9 protein-coding genes and 1 pseudogene are annotated in these 19,257 nt (G+C 40.6%); 1 reads left to right on the top strand and 9 read right to left on the bottom strand.

The genetic code is table 11. From position 1 onward, the window contains the following. The first annotated feature begins 61 nt into the window (after positions 1–61). On the top strand, positions 62–976 hold the full coding sequence (ttcA, locus tag P20495_RS01365) for a tRNA 2-thiocytidine(32) synthetase TtcA (protein ID WP_007375305.1): 915 nt from the start codon (positions 62–64) through the stop codon (positions 974–976). A gap of 67 nt (positions 977–1,043) precedes the next feature. Here ttcA and P20495_RS01370 read toward each other — a convergent pair whose 3' ends face one another. From P20495_RS01370 to P20495_RS01410, 9 genes and pseudogenes are all read right to left on the bottom strand, one after another. Then, the gene (locus tag P20495_RS01370) at positions 1,044–2,105 is read right to left on the bottom strand and encodes a hypothetical protein (RefSeq protein WP_007375306.1); all 1,062 of its coding nucleotides are present in this window, start codon (positions 2,103–2,105) and stop codon (positions 1,044–1,046) included. A 55-nt stretch (positions 2,106–2,160) separates the two neighbouring features. Next, positions 2,161–3,231 carry a hypothetical protein gene (locus P20495_RS01375; protein WP_008139155.1) on the bottom strand — a complete coding sequence of 357 codons (1,071 nt, stop codon included), beginning with the start codon at positions 3,229–3,231 and terminating at the stop codon, positions 2,161–2,163. A gap of 562 nt (positions 3,232–3,793) precedes the next feature. Continuing rightward, positions 3,794–5,119 carry a PAS domain-containing methyl-accepting chemotaxis protein gene (locus tag P20495_RS01380; RefSeq protein WP_008139154.1) on the bottom strand — a complete coding sequence of 442 codons (1,326 nt, stop codon included), beginning with the start codon at positions 5,117–5,119 and terminating at the stop codon, positions 3,794–3,796. A gap of 431 nt (positions 5,120–5,550) precedes the next feature. Then, a pseudogene (gene recD / locus P20495_RS01385) lies at positions 5,551–7,531 on the bottom strand (exodeoxyribonuclease V subunit alpha). Continuing rightward, positions 7,528–11,091, bottom strand: coding sequence for an exodeoxyribonuclease V subunit beta (recB, locus tag P20495_RS01390; RefSeq protein WP_008139151.1), 3,564 nt, complete (start codon positions 11,089–11,091; stop codon positions 7,528–7,530). Before recB ends, recD begins: the two are co-directional and overlap by 4 nt. Then, entirely contained in the window at positions 11,078–14,377 is a 3,300-nt protein-coding gene (gene recC / locus P20495_RS01395; RefSeq protein WP_008139150.1) for an exodeoxyribonuclease V subunit gamma, read from the bottom strand. Before recC ends, recB begins: the two co-directional genes overlap by 14 nt. A gap of 161 nt (positions 14,378–14,538) precedes the next feature. Beyond that, entirely contained in the window at positions 14,539–15,600 is a 1,062-nt protein-coding gene (locus P20495_RS01400) for an alkaline phosphatase D family protein (protein ID WP_008139148.1), read from the bottom strand. Next, entirely contained in the window at positions 15,597–16,724 is a 1,128-nt protein-coding gene (locus tag P20495_RS01405) for an alkaline phosphatase family protein (protein WP_008139146.1), read from the bottom strand. Before P20495_RS01405 ends, P20495_RS01400 begins: the two co-directional genes overlap by 4 nt. 74 nt (positions 16,725–16,798) lie before the next feature. Beyond that, positions 16,799–19,168, bottom strand: a complete 2,370-nt coding sequence (locus tag P20495_RS01410; RefSeq protein WP_008139144.1) for a TonB-dependent receptor domain-containing protein — start codon at positions 19,166–19,168, stop codon at positions 16,799–16,801. Positions 19,169–19,257 lie beyond the last annotated feature (89 nt).

Here is a 19,257-nt window from a genome sequence, read left to right as displayed (position 1 = left end):
ATAATACGCCCCTTTATTTTTAGCAAATAACTTTGCTGCATTGTTTTACTAGGGGGCGTAATTGTCACACTCAGATCAAGCTAAAGCTCAATTTAACTTAAATAAGCTGCAAAAGCGTTTACGTCGCCAAACTGGTCAAGCCGTTATGGACTTCAATATGATTGAAGAAGGTGACCGTATAATGGTGTGTTTATCAGGTGGCAAAGACAGCTATACAATGCTTGAAATGCTGCAGCATTTAAAACGTGTTGCACCAATAAAGTTTGATCTAGTTGTTGTAAACCTTGATCAAAAACAACCAGATTTTCCTGAGCATGTATTGCCCCAATACCTTGATAAATTAAATGTTGAATACAAAATTGTAGAAGAAGATACTTACAGTATTGTTACTGATATTATTCCTGAAGGGAAAACAACCTGTTCACTTTGCTCTCGTTTACGTCGTGGTATTTTATACCGCACAGCAAAAGAGCTAGGTGCTACAAAAATTGCGCTTGGCCATCATCGCGACGACATGATTGAAACCTTGTTTTTAAATATGTTTTACGGCGGTAAACTAAAGAGTATGCCCGCTAAATTAATGAGTGATAACGGTGAGCACATGGTTATTCGCCCGCTTGCATATTGCAGAGAAACCGATATAGCCCAATACGCATTTGCACAAGGTTACCCTATTATTCCTTGTAATTTATGTGGCTCGCAAGAAAACTTACAACGTAAACATACAAAAGCGATGCTCGCTAAATGGGATGCTGAGCACCCAGGACGTATAGAAAGCATTTTTACTGCAATGCAAAATATAGTTCCTTCGCATTTGGCCGATGCTGATCTATTTGATTTTAAAAATTTACAAACCGGTGAAGTAATTAATGGTGGTGATATCGCCCTTGATAAACCCGACATTCCTAAAGTGCCTGTTACAAATGAACTTGATGAACAAGAAGCGCCAAGTGTAGTTACTATAAACCTAAGCTAACTAATTTAAGGGTTTGTATTTATATACAAACCCTTATAATTTACCAATTTAGTATTACGCTCTATTTTCAACTCTCAGCTAAGCCTTGTAAAAACTCCAAGCTCAGCTTTTCTTGTGCATTAGCCTGATAGGGTAATTGCTGCAAGCTATCGTACGAAAAATCGTTAATATCAAATTGACTTATTTCACTATTCCCAAAGCTGTTTCGCTCACCTGGGCTTGGTGACATTCTCTCAACAACAAAGTCACTTAAGCGCATTTCTGTAATACCTTGTGGTAATACAGACCAGTGAGCTTTTAGATTAAGTGTTTGACTCCCCTGCGTTAACCTCTTCTTTGATACTAAGTGAGCTAGTGGTGTATCACCATTATATAAATTAGCTCTCACCCGATATAAACCGCTTTTTATGACGGTTAGATTTGCTGGTATAAGCATATTTTCATTTTGTGCATAGGCTGTATTAAAGCCAATTAAGGTTGCACTTGGTGGCATATATTGAATTTGCGCAACTACGGGTACTTTTTTACCTGCCACATCAGCCTCTACAAACAATTGTAAACTACGAGGATAATCTTCTTTAGCTTTAAACGTTATACTCGCCTCTCCTTCGTGTGCACTGCCAGTATGAGTATTTAATACCTCTTTTGTGTCTGTATTTGCCAGCTCAACCACCACTTTACCGAGCCCTTGCGCGCTTACGTTTAACCTTATTTCTTCTGGGTATACAAAACGATACTGCTCAAGGCTTAACGTAAGCGCAGAGCCAGTTTCGTCAATTGGGCTCGATACCGGATAAAACTGGTTTGGCTTTAGACGATCCTCATCTAATGTGCTCAACGGTTGAGAATAAGGAGGAAATTTAAGTGCACTTTCGTATTGCATAACTATTTGTTCAGCTGCTTTTGTTAAATCTTCATTAAAAGCAATTTGTTGTTTAGATGGTGTTTTTTTTACTTTAGGTACATCAATGGCTATTACTTTTACAGGATCTGTATTTGGGGCACTAAGAGACTTTGATATTGGTTTTTTTTCTGTCTCATCCAGTTTTTTTGAGTCATTATTATTTGTAAACCACAGCACAAATAAAGCAACGCTAATGATTAAAGTGATCAGATAAAATTTTTTCATAGACTATATTCATATCCTGCATAAAGCGTGCAGTTAGTAACTGCACGCTTTTATATTATGGAATCACATTATAAATAAGCGCCGATGCACTTAAATTATTAGAATCCTTTATGTACCGGTATTGTTTTTTCCAAAACCAAGTACCTGTTGATTCATCAAACGTATTAAAACCTACGTTTTGGCCATCAACATTCACATTATTCATCGCAATAGTTACATTACCTTTGCGTTGTGCATTATGAATTTCATTGTGGCTATAGCTATCACTCATCATCATAGGATAATGGTTTGGCATAAAGCTTGTTACTGCATCGCCTTGTGAATCTAACTGTCCATCTGTATCGATACTGCGGCTACAGCTTCCAAACGATCCTACAGAACTTGCCCCACATGATGAGTGTGATGCTACAACGGAGTCATCGTTACCTCTTAAAAAACCACCCGTTAGGCCTAAGTATGCATTACCATCAGCAACAAAACGTAAGCGTGGTGTGCGTGCGTCAGGAAATGGTGAAATTTTACGTGCATTATTTACTTTTAAATCGTGTAATACACCAATTGCTTGCGTTACATCGCTGCCTAACCACCATTTGAGTGCAGCATCTATCGCAAAGTTCCATGAAGCACCGGTTAATGCACTCACTGCAATATCAGCGAGCTCACTTCCACCGCCAGCCCCTGCCAAATCAAACGTAGCAACAATATTAAGCGGTTGTAGCCCCGCGTTTTCTAACCAGTTTTCTTGATTATCAATAATATGGCGTGCAACTAAGTCACCTGTAGAATGAGTTACAAGCACACAGCCATCGTTACACAAATTAGAACGCGAAATTTGTTTCAACTTAGGCCAAACCCAATCAGTGGCTATTTTACCCTCTACACGCTCGTATGAAGGCCAATCAATACGTTCGTCAGCGCGATTATTCCAGTACGATTGCCAATATGTTTCACCATCATTGACAACATCACTGCCTGATTTATTTGTTATTTGCGACACTTGTAAGCCATGAATTAATATAATTTTGTAATCTTTACTCGCAGCGGAAAAACTCATTAACATAGCGAGTCCCGCACCAAGTAAATGGTTTGGTTTTATTAGTTTGTGTGTGCGTTTGTTGTTGTTCATACAATTCCTTAATGTGGTGTGTTTTATATTTACTATTTAACCTCAACTCTAACTAATAGATTTACTAACATATTGAACCACAATGATAGTCAAATTTGTTTTTCTCTAAGCCAGCGATTTTCAGTGAAAACAAGGCTAATTCACTCGTCAGTAGTGGATCTGTTGCAATCGCAGTTGGCGCTGAAGTAGCAGTTTGAGATAGATTTACTATCTAAAGCTCAGGTTATTTATATTTAAGGTATTCATGTTCAATGTACTTGAGCTTGTCAGCTCAGGCATTCAACAGTATTAGGAACAAACCACTAAAATGCAACATTTTATTATCATTTGTGTTGGAAAATAATTTATTCCACATTTATTAATGGGTTAACAAAACGATAATTGTTAAATTTGAAATTATTGGACTGATTTAAAAGATTACACTGAGGAGTATTAAAATTAAACTAATTCGGTTAGCTTCGTGTTTATGAATGCAAATGTGGCTAAGTTTTTCTAAAGCATTTAAACCTTTAATGTTTAAGTGCTTTAGGAAGACCAGCTTTAAAATGAGGAGACAATTAGGCTAACCATTAGCTTTAAGTTCATTAGTAAATTGCCCTATAGCATTCACAACTTCTTGCGCACCTTGTTGAATTTCCTGCATCACATCACCTGACTCTTTAGATAATGCTAAACCTTGCTCTGCTTTCTCTTTACCTTTCTCGATTACAGCCACCGTATTTTGTGTCTGTGATTGATTACGCTGCACAACTTCAACAATTTCTTCTGTTGCTTTTGAGGTACGCGATGCAAGCAACCTTACTTCGTCTGCAACAACAGCAAAACCTCGACCTTGCTCTCCAGCCCTAGCTGCTTCAATTGCGGCATTCAACGCTAATAAATTTGTTTGTTCGGCAATACTGCTGATACTTTGTACAATGCTCGCAATTTGTTGTGACTGCTGATCGAGCGCTGATATTTCACTAGCAGCTTGCTCCATGTTAACGGCCAACTCAGTCATAACAGCGACTGTATCTTGTATAACAAGCGCACCTTGCTCTGCTTTTTTATCGGTTTGGGTTGAGGTGCCATGAGCAATTTCGGCCGCTTGTGATATTGCTATTTCTTGATTTACTTGCTCTGTAATAACTGTCGCGAATTTCATTACTTTATAAAGTTCATTTGCATCATTTGAGATTGGATTGTATGACGCTTCTAACCATACAATATTGCCATGTTTATCTACGCGCTTAAAACGTTCCGCAATAAATTTTCCTTCCCGCAACTTAGTCCAAAATTGCAAGTACTCTTGAGAGTTTGCTTCTGATCCCTCACAAAATGTACGGTGGTGCTTGCCTATAATTTCACTTTCTTTATAGCCCATAGCTACCAAAAATTGATCATTAGCTTTTAAAACATGTCCTTCTAAATCAAATTCGATTACAGCCATAGAGCGATATATTGCTTTGATAGTGTCGCTTTGCTCGCGAGAAGCTGTAATTGTTTTTGTAAGTACACTCCCGAATATAGAAAAATAGAGCAGCTGGTCTTGCTCACCTTTTACTGGGTGTACTATTAAACGTAACCATTCAGCTTTACCATCACCGCGCGCAATTTGTAATGCACCTCCCCAATGTCCTTCTTTTTTTATAGCTTGCTGTAGGCTTTTAAATTCTGAAGATTGACGAGACGAATCTGTAATAAAATCGTCAAAAGAGTTATTAGTAAGATCGTCTTCGTTGTAGCCTAAGTTTTCTAAAAACCTATCATTAGCGTGCGAAATTCTACCATCATAGAGAATGTTCAGTACTAACATCTCTCGGTAAAGCCCTTCCCACACTTGTTGTAAAGGATAGAGTTCTGCTTTTAAAGAGGCTATTTCATTTTGCTTATTTTTAGAAAAAAACATTAATATCCTTACTAGGGCGTGTTGACCTTTGTGGATTGAAATTTGTTCAATCTAGGGGCGATTAAATCACGGCGCGAGGTTTGTAACCTAGTGGGCTAAGTAAAAACCGAGCAAAGCTTCCGCGTCCTGCTCACGCCCCTTACCTACATCCATGTAGGCAACAAAGAGTTAATCGTCCCTAGAAAGAACCCAAAGGGCAGCGTATGTTTGGTATTTATACTACGTTATCGCCTATTTATGGGGAATACCACACTACATAGGTTCTGCCTTGCCTAAAAACCAAACACACTGCTGCAAATTCACCCACCAAAGATCAACACGCCCGAATACATTTAATATAAAATTAATTTTAGTATAGAAGACATTTATAATAACGCGATAAATAACAAGCAGTTTGAAGCTAAATTATTAATCAAAAATTCAAACTAAGCTTAAAATTGTAACCTTTCATATAAACCTGATGCTCTTGATACGCTTTTATTCATTGCTAGTTGCAGTACTTTTTTTGTCAGCCACCAGCTCAAACTTATTTTTAGCGCGGGTTATTCCCGTATACACTAATTGCCTGTTAATACCCATGCGCGCTTGTTTTAGCGGTGGCAGTACCATAGCGGTGTAGCTAAATTCTGAGCCTTGTGATTTATGAATAGTCATTACATATACTTTATCGTGTGCAGGTAGTCGTGCTGGCGAAAATGCTCGTTGGTTACCTTGCTCATCAATAAATATGGCTTTGAGCTGATTACTTTCATCGGGCATTAAAATACCAATATCGCCGTTAAATAACTTAAGCTGGTAATCGTTTTGACTCACCATAATGGGCATGCCTGTATAATGATGAGTATTAGGGCTAACTGTTATTAAACCTTGCTGTTGCAATACGCGCTCTATCCGCTGATTTAAGCTATGCACGCCGTAATCGCCCTCTCGTACCGCAGCTAAAAGCTGATAACTAGCAAAAGCAGCATGCACCTGCGCAACATCTGCACCTTGGGCAATTAAGTTAAAATATTTTGCATAATGACTTGCTGCACTTTTAACGAGCTTTTCAATTGGTTTTGCTACAAAGTCGTAATCTAAAATTACATCGTTAAAACGCCCTTCAGTACTTTCTTGCTCTACGTAATTTAAAATACCGGTGTTATTGGTGTTTACCGCAAGTGCGAGTTGACCAATGCCGCTTTGTGCATCAAATCGATAACTGTGCTGTAAAAAGGCAACGCAATCTGCGAGTTTAAATTCACTCACGCTTTGCGCTACGAGCTTAGGCTCATTATTAAAACATAAGCTATTTAGCTCATCACAACGTGCTTGCGAGTAGCTTGGCGTTTGCTCAAGTATTAAACCTTGGCATAAATCGCTCATTACGCTGCCGGTATCTACCGAGGCAAGCTGATCTTTATCACCTAGGAGTATTAATCTCGTATGCGCAGGTAGTGCTTCTATTAATTTAGCCATCAGCGATAAATCGACCATACTGGCTTCATCAATAATTAGTACATCTAAATGCAGCGGATTGCTTTTGTTATGTCTGAATTTATTAGTAAACGGTTTTACGCCTAATAAGCGATGAATAGTTTGGGCGCTTTGCGGTATCAGCGTTTTTATATCATCAGGAATCGTTGTGAGCTTATTTTTAGCGCCCAAAATAGACTCACTTAAACGTGCAGCGGCTTTACCAGTCGGTGCCACCAGCTTAATGCTAAGCGGCGCGGTTTTATAAAGTGACTGTAAAATAGCCAGTAACTTAGTCACTGTGGTGGTTTTACCTGTCCCAGGACCACCCGTGATCACGCTAAAGCCTTTGGTGGCGGCAATCGCACATGCCACTTTTTGCCAATCAGTTTCAATTGCAGAATCTGCAGGAAAATAGGTATTTAAAAGTTCAGCCAATACTTCATTGTTAATATTGAGCTTTCGCTCGCTCATACTTAGTAATCTATCCGCGAGTGTTTGCTCATAACCGGCAAGGCGCGCAAAATAAAGTCGCTCGTTAAACAGTTGCAGTGGTTTATTTTCGCCTACGCTTTCATGGCTTTGTAAATAACTAAGCGCTGTGTGTACGTTAAAGTCATCACCAAACGGGCTTAGCGTACTGGGTACATTGCCATCGAGTTTATTAAAGTCACTATTGCGCAAGTTAAAAGGATTATTCCAATCAACCTCATTTAAAGTTAGGCAGCTATGCTGACTTTGCTGCGATAAGCAAAGTAATAAAATAATATAAAACAGCTCATTATGAGTTTGCTCAATGTCATTAGCACACAGTAATTCTGCGAGTTTAACATCAACCACACGTAGTCGATTTTGCGCTAATAAATACTCAAGTAACGGGACTTCGATAATCGTATTATTTAACACAACGTCGTCTATATCGTCAAACAAGCCAGGTTGCTCATTTAAATCGCTCATAGCATAGCTCCTTGGCTAAATAAGCCATCTAAAATAATCACTTGTTCTACAGTTAGCTTTTTAAAGTACACGCCTTGCCCTGCAGGCATCCCACGTAAAAAGGTGTAATACACACCGCCTAAATTGGCTTCTATTGAGTAATCGGCTATGCGTTGTTTTAATAACCGATGCAGTGCTACCGTGTAGATTAAATACTGTAAATGATACTGATGACTGCTCATCGCTTGCTCAAGCATGTCGCTCTCGTAATCAGCTGGCGTGCTACCTAAATAATTAGACTTATAATCTAAAATATAATATTTACCTTGGTAGCAAAATATTAAATCGACAAAGCCTTTTAACAAGCCCTTTACGTGCGAAAATTCAAGCTTACTTTGTGCAAAACCAAAATGTTTAATCAGTATTTCGTTTAGCTTAGGTGCGCTTAAACTCTCAAGAGGTAAATTAAATTCCATTTCGACTAGGCAATCATTGGGTGTAAGCACGCCCAATGACAAAAGGCTCTTATCTAGGGGACACGCAAGAACATCAAGCACCCATTTTTCAGCCACCTCTTGCCATTGATCACCTATGTGGTATTTTTCAAGGCTGCGCTTAACTACCTCAGATAAGTTTTGCTCAGTATTAGTTGGGTGAACTATTGGGCTAGTAAAATCTATTTGTTCAAATATTTCGTGTAAACAGCTACCAGGCTTTGCCCCTTTAGGAAAACTATAAGGTGATGGTATTTCGTCCTCTTGCACTGCAAACTCGTCTTTTTCGTGATCTTCATCACTTCGCCCTGGGGCTAATTGGTCGCTGTGCTTTTTAAAGCTCAACGCACTAAAGCTGGTTGCTCGCCAGTTACGCTCAATATTTGCCGTTACTTTATTAACACTTAACGTTTGCTGCGCACTTTCACTGTTATTAAAACAAAGTGTTCCCTGCTCTAATAATGTGTGTGAGGTAAATTGCTGATAGCTCATCGCGCTGTTAGCGTCGCAAAACTCACTTAAATGCGTGCGCCATGTTTGGCTACTGGCAAGTTCAAGCCCTGCAAATAAAACATGCCCAAGTGCACTACTTTGCATAGCCAAGCGGCTACTTTGTCCTTGCCCTATGTTATAAACACCAAGCGCACAAAAATGTACGGCGCGAGTAAGTGCTACATATAGCAGGCGTAAATCTTCAGCTAGGCGTTCTTGTTCTGCTTTTTGAAGGGCATCTTCGTCTTTACTTAAATCGTAAACTAGCTTGCCATTATTATGATAAAGCGCTTCTTTTGTTTCGCGATAGCCACTGGCAAACGGCATAAATACCAAAGGGTATTCAAGCCCCTTTGAGGCATGCATAGTGACAATTTTAACCAAGTTGGCGTCACTTTCTAGGCGCACTTGTACTGTTTCACCGTCTTGTTGGCTTACCTTTTGTGCAAACCATCGCAGCAAACGCAGCGTGCCTTCAAGCTCTATTTGTTTTTGCTGAAGTATTTCGCCCAAGTGCCTAAAGTCTGTCAGCCAACGCTCAACGTTATATCCCAACCCCTGCCATTTAGCGCTAAGCTGGTTATGGCTCATTAAGCGCTCAAGCATTGCCATAGCGCCTTGCTTGTTCCAAATGTGGCTAAGTTGTGCAAAAAAGTTTAAGTAGTCTTGCCATTTATTTTCATCATCGGCGAGTGCATGTATTTCGTTATAACTTAAACAAAATAGCGGACCAGCTAAAACACCGCGCAGCAATGACTCGTCATATTGACCATGCAGCGCTGTTAAAAAGTTAAGTAGGTGATGGCTAAGCTCTTGGCTAAAAACGCTTTCTCGCGATAAATACACGCTGGAAATTTTGGCATCATCTAGCGCTTTTTTCATTATTTGCGCTTCAACACGGTCGCGCACTAATATACAAATATCGGCAGCGCTGACAGGGGTACTGCCAATACACGCATCCCCTTGTTTTGCTTTTTCAAGCAGGGTCACTATTTTATTAGCAAAGTGAGTGGCTAAATGTGCTTGCCCTACACCTTTGTTGGTTGGTTTGTTTTTTTCGTCTGCGGCTTCATCCACAAATACATTAAATTCGAATGCGGTCGCGGGTTTGCCATCAATTAAAAAAGAGTCTTCCGCTTTTTTACCTTTAGCAGCTACTGCGTTAAACGGTATAGCGTCGTTATAAATAAAGCTGTTAGCGTGTTTGCCAAATAAACTATTAACGCTATTGACTATATCGGTGCTTGAGCGAAAGTTAGTCCCCAGCGTAAATTGCTGATCAGTCTGTACAGCTTCTTTTGCGCCAATGTACGTAAAAATATCTGCGCCCCTAAAGCCATAAATAGCCTGCTTGGGGTCGCCTATCATGGCAAGCGTGGTATTTTGTTGTCCATAAATTTTACTAAAAATACCGTACTGAATCGGATCGGTATCTTGGAATTCATCAATCATGGCAACCGGAAACAACTGCGCAATTTTTTGCGCTAGTACGTCGCCTTGCTCGTTATTAAGCGCACTGTGTAAATTGGTCAATAAATCATCTGGGGTGATAACGCTTTGCTCTTGCTTGCGCTTAACTATTGCGGCTTTTACCCAGCGTGCTGCATGTTGTACAACCGCTATTTTGAGCCCTTGGTTTATGGTGTTATTAAGTGCGGCAAGCTCGTCAAACTGACTCAGTAATGGATGCACAAATAATGGCTGATTTTTTTTATAATTGCTCACATCGCTTAAGTTTTCTGTACTCCACACTTCAAACGAATACTTGCTAGTGCCAAATTCAAAAAACAAATCGCCGCCTAAACAAAATGCTTCAAGCGCACCAAGGCTGCCTTTTCGTGCTGCCGTTTTAGACCCGCTTAAACCCGAGCCTTTAATCGCACCTATAAACTCTTGCTCTAACACCGCTTTTTTAAATGCAGGCACACGGGTTATGTACTCGTCACGGGCTTTCCATACATCATCTAAATTTATTTGTGGTGTAATGTGCGCATTAGCTTTGTTTAAAATGCTCGCCACTTGAGCGAATAAAGCCTCGGGTGCGGCAAATACATCTAAAATAGCATCGGTGCGTTCTTTATTAAGTGGGTATACAAATGCCCGCCAAAAATCTTTAATAGTTTCGAGTAATATGTCGCGCTCATCTAAAATAAATTCGAGATTAAACGCCACACCCGACTCAAACGCATGTTGCTTTAGCATCCGCTGACAAAAGCCATGAATAGTAAAAATAGCGGCTTCGTCCATTGATTTAGCAGCTGCATCGAGTAAATCAAAGGCGCGGTGCTTATCATCAATTTTGGCAATTACGCCTTCAATGAGTTCGTCGTTTGGGTCTTGCCCAAGCAATGCGTCGCGCGCAGCAATAATTCGGCTGCGTACGCGGTCTTTAATTTCTTGGGTAGCAGCGTCGGTAAAGGTTACTACCAAAATTTGCTCAACACTGAGCGGCGTATTTAACTCACCTTCTATTTGCATGCCTAATAAGTAGCGTAAATACAGCCCCGTAATCGTATAGGTTTTGCCGGTACCCGCACTTGCTTCTATTAAACTTTGACCAATGAGCGGCATAGTAAGAGGATTAAGCGCTTGCATGGTCACTCTCCTTTGCGTGTTCAAATAAAGGCGTGAGCAATTTATCACTCCATTTTATAAATTCTTCTTGGCAGTCGTTTAGCGATTGCACCGTTAAGCGAATATACGGGTTTTCGCCCTCGCCTCGCCCTATGTATTGCGGGCTAAATTTGCTCATTGCTTTTGTTATATCGCCGCCGCTTTTAACGTATTCATAACCACTTACCGGAAAGAACGGCACAGGCTCTGCGCGCAGCGCTTTGTATAACTCAAACCAATCGGCTAATAGTGCATCCGCATCGGCTTTGTTTATGGGCGCAAAGGTAATTTGCTTATCAAGCCCAAGTAACAATGTTTCTACGTGATGCTCCATACTTTGCGCTACAAGGTGATAAATAAAGCCTTTAATTAAATCTTTCGCTTTAATACTCGCACTGCGGTAAAACACTTGTTTTTGCAAATAAACATGATTGAACCAGCCTTCTATTTTGGTGCCTTCAATGGTAAGCAAAACTTCTATCGGCTCACTTTTCCCGCCTTTAATGTGCTCTTTAACCTGCCCTGCAAGCGCGTCAACTCGGTGCTCCATACTTTCAAATATGAGGCTGCCTACATTGGCTTGAGGTAACTCACCTCGCTGCAGTATTTGCTCGGTACTTAGTGGTTGCTCGTTTATATTGGCTTTAAGTATTTCATCAAGGTAAAAGTAACGGCGCAGTGCATCTAGGCTAAATGGTTCTTCGTCTTTTGCTACTTCGTTAAATTGTGGCAGACGTAAACCTAATGTTTGCTGATAAAAGCTCTCTTGTGCGCTGCACACACTTCTAATAAATACATCTAGATCTAGCTGCTCTGGCACAGTCACATCAAGCGCAATAACCGGTTGTGGTTTAATTGACTCACTTGGCAGCCAAATTGGATTGTAACTGTGGTTGCTCAGCACTGTATTGGCTTGTTCGTCTGCTAAATAATAATGGCTATTAAAGGGCTGTAAATGCTGCTGATTGATTAGACATGCGGGCAGTACTTTTTTACTCTTTTCGCTTAATACAAAACTACGCCCAATATACTCTAAAAGCTCACTTACAAGCGTTGATGGCATGCGCGGTTGGTTATCAAAACACGAGCGACCAATGTAACTCATGTATAGGTTGTCGCGGGCACTCAATAGCGCTTCTAAAAATAAGTAGCGGTCATCTAATTTACGTGATCGGTCACCTTTTTGCTTTTTAGAATAAGGTACTAAGTCAAAACCAATGGGCTGTACGTTACGTGGGTAGTCGGCATCGTTTAAACCAAGCATACACACCACTTTAAATGGCACTGCGCGCATTGGCATAAGCGTACAAAAGTTTACTTGCCCGACCAAAAACCGCTGCCCTACTCCTTTTTCTTGAATGCCTTGTTTAACTAAGTAACTAACAATACGCTGCGAAACCGCCTTGCTGTAATCGCCGTTGTCGTGGTGTTTTTGTAACTCTTCGAGCACGTTTTGAAGTACTAATAAATCCCAGCTGTCGTCGCTTTCACTTTCGTATATGGCGTTTAATAGCTCGCTTAAAATATGCGCTTTATTAGTGAGCGTGTCATCAGGCGTTAGCTGCTCTTTAAAGCTTTGCAGTACATCAATAAAGTGCACGAGCTTATTGAGTGTATCAAGCGCCATACCTTCTACTTCGTCAGCGCTGTAAATGCCGTTAAACGGGCATTGTTCGTCGCGCATGGCAATGCCAAGCAATAAACGGTTGAGCCCATGTTGCCAGGTATTTAAATCGATAGCGGGTAAATCAAAGCTGCTTTTATGCGCTGCGTTTATACCCCATTTAACCCCAACACGTTCAAGCCAGTATTGAATTTGCTCGTATTCGTGTGCTTCAAGCCCAAATTTTTCGGCTATTTGCGTAACTTGTAATAAATCGAGAATATCCGACACACCAAAGCGCGAAAACGGTAAGTTAGCTAAACTCGCAAATGAGCTAAGGACGGGCTTTTCTTGCTCTATGGCTAAATCGGCCAATGCATAAGGAATAAAGCGGCTGCCTTGTGCCCCGCCAAATACGGCTTCAATGTAGGGGCTGTAAGTGCCTACATCGGGCATCATGACAATTATGTCTTTGGGAGTAAGCGTTGGGTTTTGATTAAATAAGTTAAGTAAGTAGTCGTGCAAGCGCTCAACTTCTCTAAGCGGTGTATGGCAATCGCTGAGCGTAATACTGGTGTCGGTTGCGCTGATTGGTAATTTACCTTCGTCGTTAATAAACCACTCTTTGTTATCAGTCAGTGATTCGCCTTTAAATGCAAGCTGATAAATCTCGCTTTGTACTTGCCCTAGTAAGGTGTCGTCAAACACATCAATAAAACCATCAATCCAACGGGCATCTAACTGTACAAGTTGTTCAAAATAGTCGCGACCTAATTTACCCCACGACGATAACAACGGATTACCTATAAAGTAGTATTCTTCATCTGGATTGGTTTGTTTTTTTTGTTGCGCTTCCACCAGCGGCATTTTGGCGTATTTAGCGCTTATTTTAGCTGCTGTTTTTTCATCTATAATATCGCCCCAGTAGTGCTCACTTGGGTTAAAAAAGAATAATATAACCTCAGTTTTTTTACTCAGCGCTTCAAATACGTCTAGCTGGGAGCTGGCAATCGCCGATATACCAAATAAGCTAATGCGTTGTGGCAGTATGCTATTGTCCATAGTCTCAAGTGCTGCAAGTAACTGCCCTTGCATGTTAGCGCGATGAAATTGGCTTTGCCCAAGGTCTTGGCTTAGTTTTACAATGCGTCGCCATAAATCAGGCTGCCATGGGGCAATGGCTACATCTACGTCATCAAGCTCATCTTTTCCGCTATCCCATGTGGCTATCCAGTGCGGTCGGTACATTAAATATTGGTCGTACACATCGGCTATTTTTTCGCACAGCGCAAAGGTTTTTTGCCCGTCGATATCGCCCTCTAAATAGGTTTTTAGCGGCAAATAAAGCGGTTCATCAATGCAGGTTGGTAAAATTGCAAACAGTTTCCAAGCAAGGTTGGGCTTATTAAATGCCGACTCTTTAGGGACATTTGGCAGCAATTGCTGATACAACTGCCAAATAAAGCTCGACGGCAGCGGAAAATCAACCTGCGCTGCGACCCCTAAGTTTTCGCTCAAACCTATTTTTAACCACTGCGACATACCCGGCGATTGCACTAGCACTACTTCTTTGTCGAACGGGCTTTGCAATGGGTTTACTTTTAACAGCTGATGGAACTGCGCTTGCAGGGCTTCCATCCGGTTTGATTGAATAATATTTAGCATATAACACTGACCTTGCTTGAGATAAAACCAGTGTAAGATATTTTCAATATTAGGGGTAGCGCAAACGGGTAATTGGCTTTAATAAATCAGAGAGTTAAGAACTAATTTACAGATTTTTATACGCACAGCATCTATTTTATATACTGTGCGTAGTAGTGAGTTTATTTATAAGGGCTAATACTTGATAAACTAAAGTCACTTTGCATTATTACTTCGCCATCAACGCCTTTTAATTTAAGTGAAATAGTGGGATCAGTTTGCTGCCAATCAATGCTTAAATCACCATAATTTACGTTATGAGTAAAACTCCCTACTCGGTGTTTGTTAGGGCTTACGTCTTTCCATTTTTCAGTTAAGCCAGAGCTGGTCATCTCAATTAATGGGTAATCAAGGTTTTGCTGATACTTTGATATTTCACCCCAGTGCGTATCGCCGCTGATGATCACTACCCCATTTACCTTATGCTTTTTAATCAATGCAAATAAACGGTTTCTATCTTCAGGAAAGTTTGCCCATGACTCCCAACCTGTAAAATCGGGTAAAAGCTGTAAGCTTGAGGCAATCAATTTTATTGCAGCAGGCTTTTTAAGCTCTTGTTCAAGCCATTGCCACTGGGCTTCACCTAACATGGATGCACCCTTCACTTCACTGGGACTATACGGGCCTTGGTTATTTAACTTACGTTTAGTGTAGTATTCAAGCTCGCTTACATGGTTTAGCGCATCACGATTCCAACGTAAATCAGGCATTATTACTTGTATGGTTTGCTCATTTTCACCATACATGTACGAGGTATAAATTCCATCAGGGCGAGTGCGACGCGCTGAGTTTACAGGTTCATCCCAAAAATTAAGCATAATTTGACGTGATAGCTCTTTATGCGGATACTCTCTACCTGCATCGTTTTGGCCATAATCGTGGTCATCCCACATAGCAATGATAGGCGTTTGCACTTTTAACGTTTTAAAACCAGGCTTTGCCCCTAAACGTTGGTACTTATCGGCAAGTACATCCATATCGTTGGTATCGCCGTAAATATTGTCACCCAAAAATATAAACAAATCCCCCTGCTCTTTGTTAATTGCATTAAATATGGGTATGTTTTTATCTTGATGCCCACACGAACCAAATAGAATTTTAGATGGCGCGGCAGTAATACTTGCGCTAATAACCAAACTCAACGCCAAGGCAGTTAGGGTTAATGGTTTTAATAGGTTCTTCATTTTAAAATCTCGCTAATAGCAGGCGCCATATTTGAATTTATTTCATTTGGATTCTGCCCAAGCGCCTTTAAAACGGTCGCCGCTATTTGCGCTTGTTTAAGCTCATTTTTAGTTTTAATTAAGCCACTACCTTTTATTGCGGGGCCAATGGCTGCAAGCCAAATATGTTCAGAGCCGATAATTCCTTCTGGGTAGGTATTTTCACCTAACTCTAGCTCAGCAAGTGCACGTTTAGAGCTGTGATGTTGCCAATCGTTGGCATTATTGCCACGGCCGTGATCAGTAGTAATAATTAGTGTGGTGTTATTTTTATAACCCGCTGTAGTTTGAATGGTTGCCCATAAGTCTTTTATAAACGCGTCACTTTGCCTTGCCGATTTAAGGTATTGATCGTAATGACCATCATGCGCAAAGTCATCGGTTTCGCCTAAGCTTATCACTAACAACTTAGGCTTTTTAGCCAACATATACGCTTTAGCAAAGCGATACGTAAAACTGTCTAGTCGTACGTTATACCAAGGACTGGGGATTTCGTTTTGTAGCGCATTTAACAGTGGCGCATCTGTGAATAAATTCTCTTCAATTGACATAAAACCTGCATTTACATACACGTTACTGCGCTTAGTATTTACAATGTATGGGAATACATCCCAACTACCAAATAAGGCTGTGCTATCTTTAAACTCAGGTAACTTATCTAAACGCTCTAAAATAGTTTTATTTGGGTTGAGCACTTTGTTGTTACTATTTATATTTTCGTCAACTTCACCGGTGAGTATTTCGTTATAACCAGGGTATGAAAAATACCACGGGTTACTTACAGACATAGTAGAGCCGTTAGCTCTATCGCCAATTATAATCCCTTTTTTAGCCACTACTTGCGTTAAAAAAGGCATTAGTAATTGCTGGCGCTCATTTGCTGTTTTTGCCCAAAACTGGGTCTTTAATTGCTCTGGCTTTTTAACAAAATCAGTATTATTAATTAAGCTATTATCAGCCCCATTAAATACTTCTTGCCAGCGTACTCCATCAAGCGTTACCAGCACTACATTTTGCGCTGCTGTTGCAAAGTTACTCGCTAATACACTTAAGCTAAATAGTGTTACTTTTAAAATCGTTTTCATCGCGTTTTGCGCCCTTTGATATAATAAAGCCCATCAATGATGGGCTTCATTTTAATTCAATTACTAAAACTTAATTAAAAGTCAGCAGTAAATGTAACTGCTGCGGTGCGTGGCGCGCCAATGTAATAAGTAGCGCCGTTACCAGTACCACCTGCTAAGTAGCTTTTGTCAGTAACGTTATAAACAACAAACGATACGTCAATGGCTTTAAACGGACCTGCATCTACGTCAGTTGAATAACCTGCATTAAAATCAAGTACGGTGTAGCCGTCTACTTTATTACGCGTGCGAGTGTCTTCGTCTTGCCATGCACCTAAGCGCTCACCGGTGTATTTAGCCGATAAACCAACACGAAAGCCATCGCTAAAGTAATCGGTAGATACCACAAATAAATCCTCTGATGAATCTATTATGCTGTCGCCTTTTCTAAAGCTCGGTGCTACCTCATTACCACTTTCATCTCTTAATATTACACCCTGTGAATCGTATGCATTTGGATCATCCGACGAATACTCAGAACTGCTATTCGTATACGACGAGTACACGCTCCAGCTTGGTGTTAACATATAGCTTGCTGCAAGCTCGAGCCCATTTGAGTCAATCCCCCCTACATTTACGTACGAGCCATTTGTACCAATGGTGTAATCAATGCCGTCTGTGCCACTACCAGGGGCAATAAAGGTAATGCGGTTATCAAACTTAACACTGTAAGCCGTTGCTGTAAGGGTTAATCTGTCGGCTTGGTAACGTACACCAAAGTCGATGTTGTCGGCAGTTTCTGGCTCTATGTTTGTAAGTGTTGAGCTATCTCGCTCAAGTACACCGTCTTTTATTGCTGAAAAATTCTCGCTGTAACTAGCAAATAATTCTGTGCTGTTATTTAGCTGATACAATACACCACCACTAAATAACACGTCTGAGTCGCTATCTACTTTATCTGATCTTTCGTTAGCAAAGTGGTCGTATTTTTGTAATTCAACTAAATATTGTTTTGCACCAATATTTAATGTTAAGTCACCAAAATTAATCGAGTCTTGTAGGTACCATTTGAATGTATCGGTATCAAAAGTGTTTTTGTATTGTGTCCAGTAAGGCGTGCTATCAAAGTGATGATAAATACGCGCATCAATTACTTTGTGCCAATCACGCGATTCATCACGTTCGCTTTGCTCATACCAAAAGCCCGCTTCGATATCGTGATCACCAAATGTAGCTTGGTAATTTGCCGTTACACCTAAACGATCTTTGTTGTAATGCGTATGGCGGTAAGACATAACCGGCGTTGCTGTTGCATCGTAACACGCAGGATTTAAACCAGGACCCGACTCCCATGGCCAGCTCAAACTTTGCGTACAATCGGCATTGGGTGCAAGCGGGTTGCCTTCACTATCAGCAAAACCATAAGAGCCTGCATTAGTGCCACCCTCGGTTGTTGGGTCGCCATTTTCATCAACCGGCGTTGTTAAATAAGGTGGGATCCAATCGCCGCGACCTGAATTTTTATGATAATAAGGACTAACGGTTAATAATGAAGTTGGCGAAATCGCGTATTCAAATTTTAAATAGCCTAAGGTATTTTCACGAAGCGTTCCCCAACCTTCTGCAAACATTTGGTCAAAATGCGGAACTCCTGTCCAATTCCATGTTAGCTGATCCCAATCAGGTGTTTGTTCAAACTGCTCAAGGCTTACGCTGTTATAGTTTGTCTCGCTTACATCATCGTAAGATAAACGACCAGTGAGCGTTAAATCGTCAAAATTAGATACAAACTTAAGCTCAGCGTGTTGGTTGTCTTTGCCCCCATTACTGCCTGAACCAATCCAGCGGCTTGTATCTGTTTGCGAGTAACTTACGTACGCTTGTGTGTTATTAAAAACAGTGCCTGTTTCGTGTTTAATATAATAACGCGTGGCATCGTGGCTGCCTGATGTATAAGCAAAGGTAGTGCCTTTTTCAAGGCTTGGGTCTTTACTTACAAAGTTAAATGTCCCGCCTAGTGCTTCAAGTGAAGCCGACTTAATATCAGACGTACCTTGACCTACTTCTACTGTTGCTAAATTTTCACTCTCCAAGTAACGGTTAGCTTTAGCACCACCGCCGTAATTAGAGCCACCATTGGGAATGCCATCAACGGTCATTCCTAATTGTTGTTGGTTCCCATCAATACTAAAACCACGCATAGTGATTGTAGTAGACCAATCGTCGCCACCAAATGCATCACCTTCGTTTATGCTAATACCTGGTAAGTTATCAATAACCGATAATATGCTCGATACCGAACTTTGCTGCTCAAGCATTGCAGGCTCAATAACATTGTTAGCGTAGCTCGTTGGTTTAGCTACAACGGTTACTTCTTCTATGGTGCTGTCGTTAGCATAAGTAGATGTTGATACAGCCATGGCAATAGCCATGCTCAATAGCGATTTGTTTTTTAAGGCGTACATTGTTGTCCCGTTTAGTTTTAATTATGAAATATGAAAACGAGCACAGTATGAATTTTAAATATGACAACGAGGATGAACTTTATTTACAT

Origin of the sequence: Pseudoalteromonas sp. BSi20495 (genome assembly GCF_000241185.1) — a bacterium.
Classification (GTDB): Bacteria; Pseudomonadota; Gammaproteobacteria; order Enterobacterales; family Alteromonadaceae; genus Pseudoalteromonas; species Pseudoalteromonas fuliginea.
This window is presented reverse-complemented; position numbering and strand designations above follow the sequence as displayed.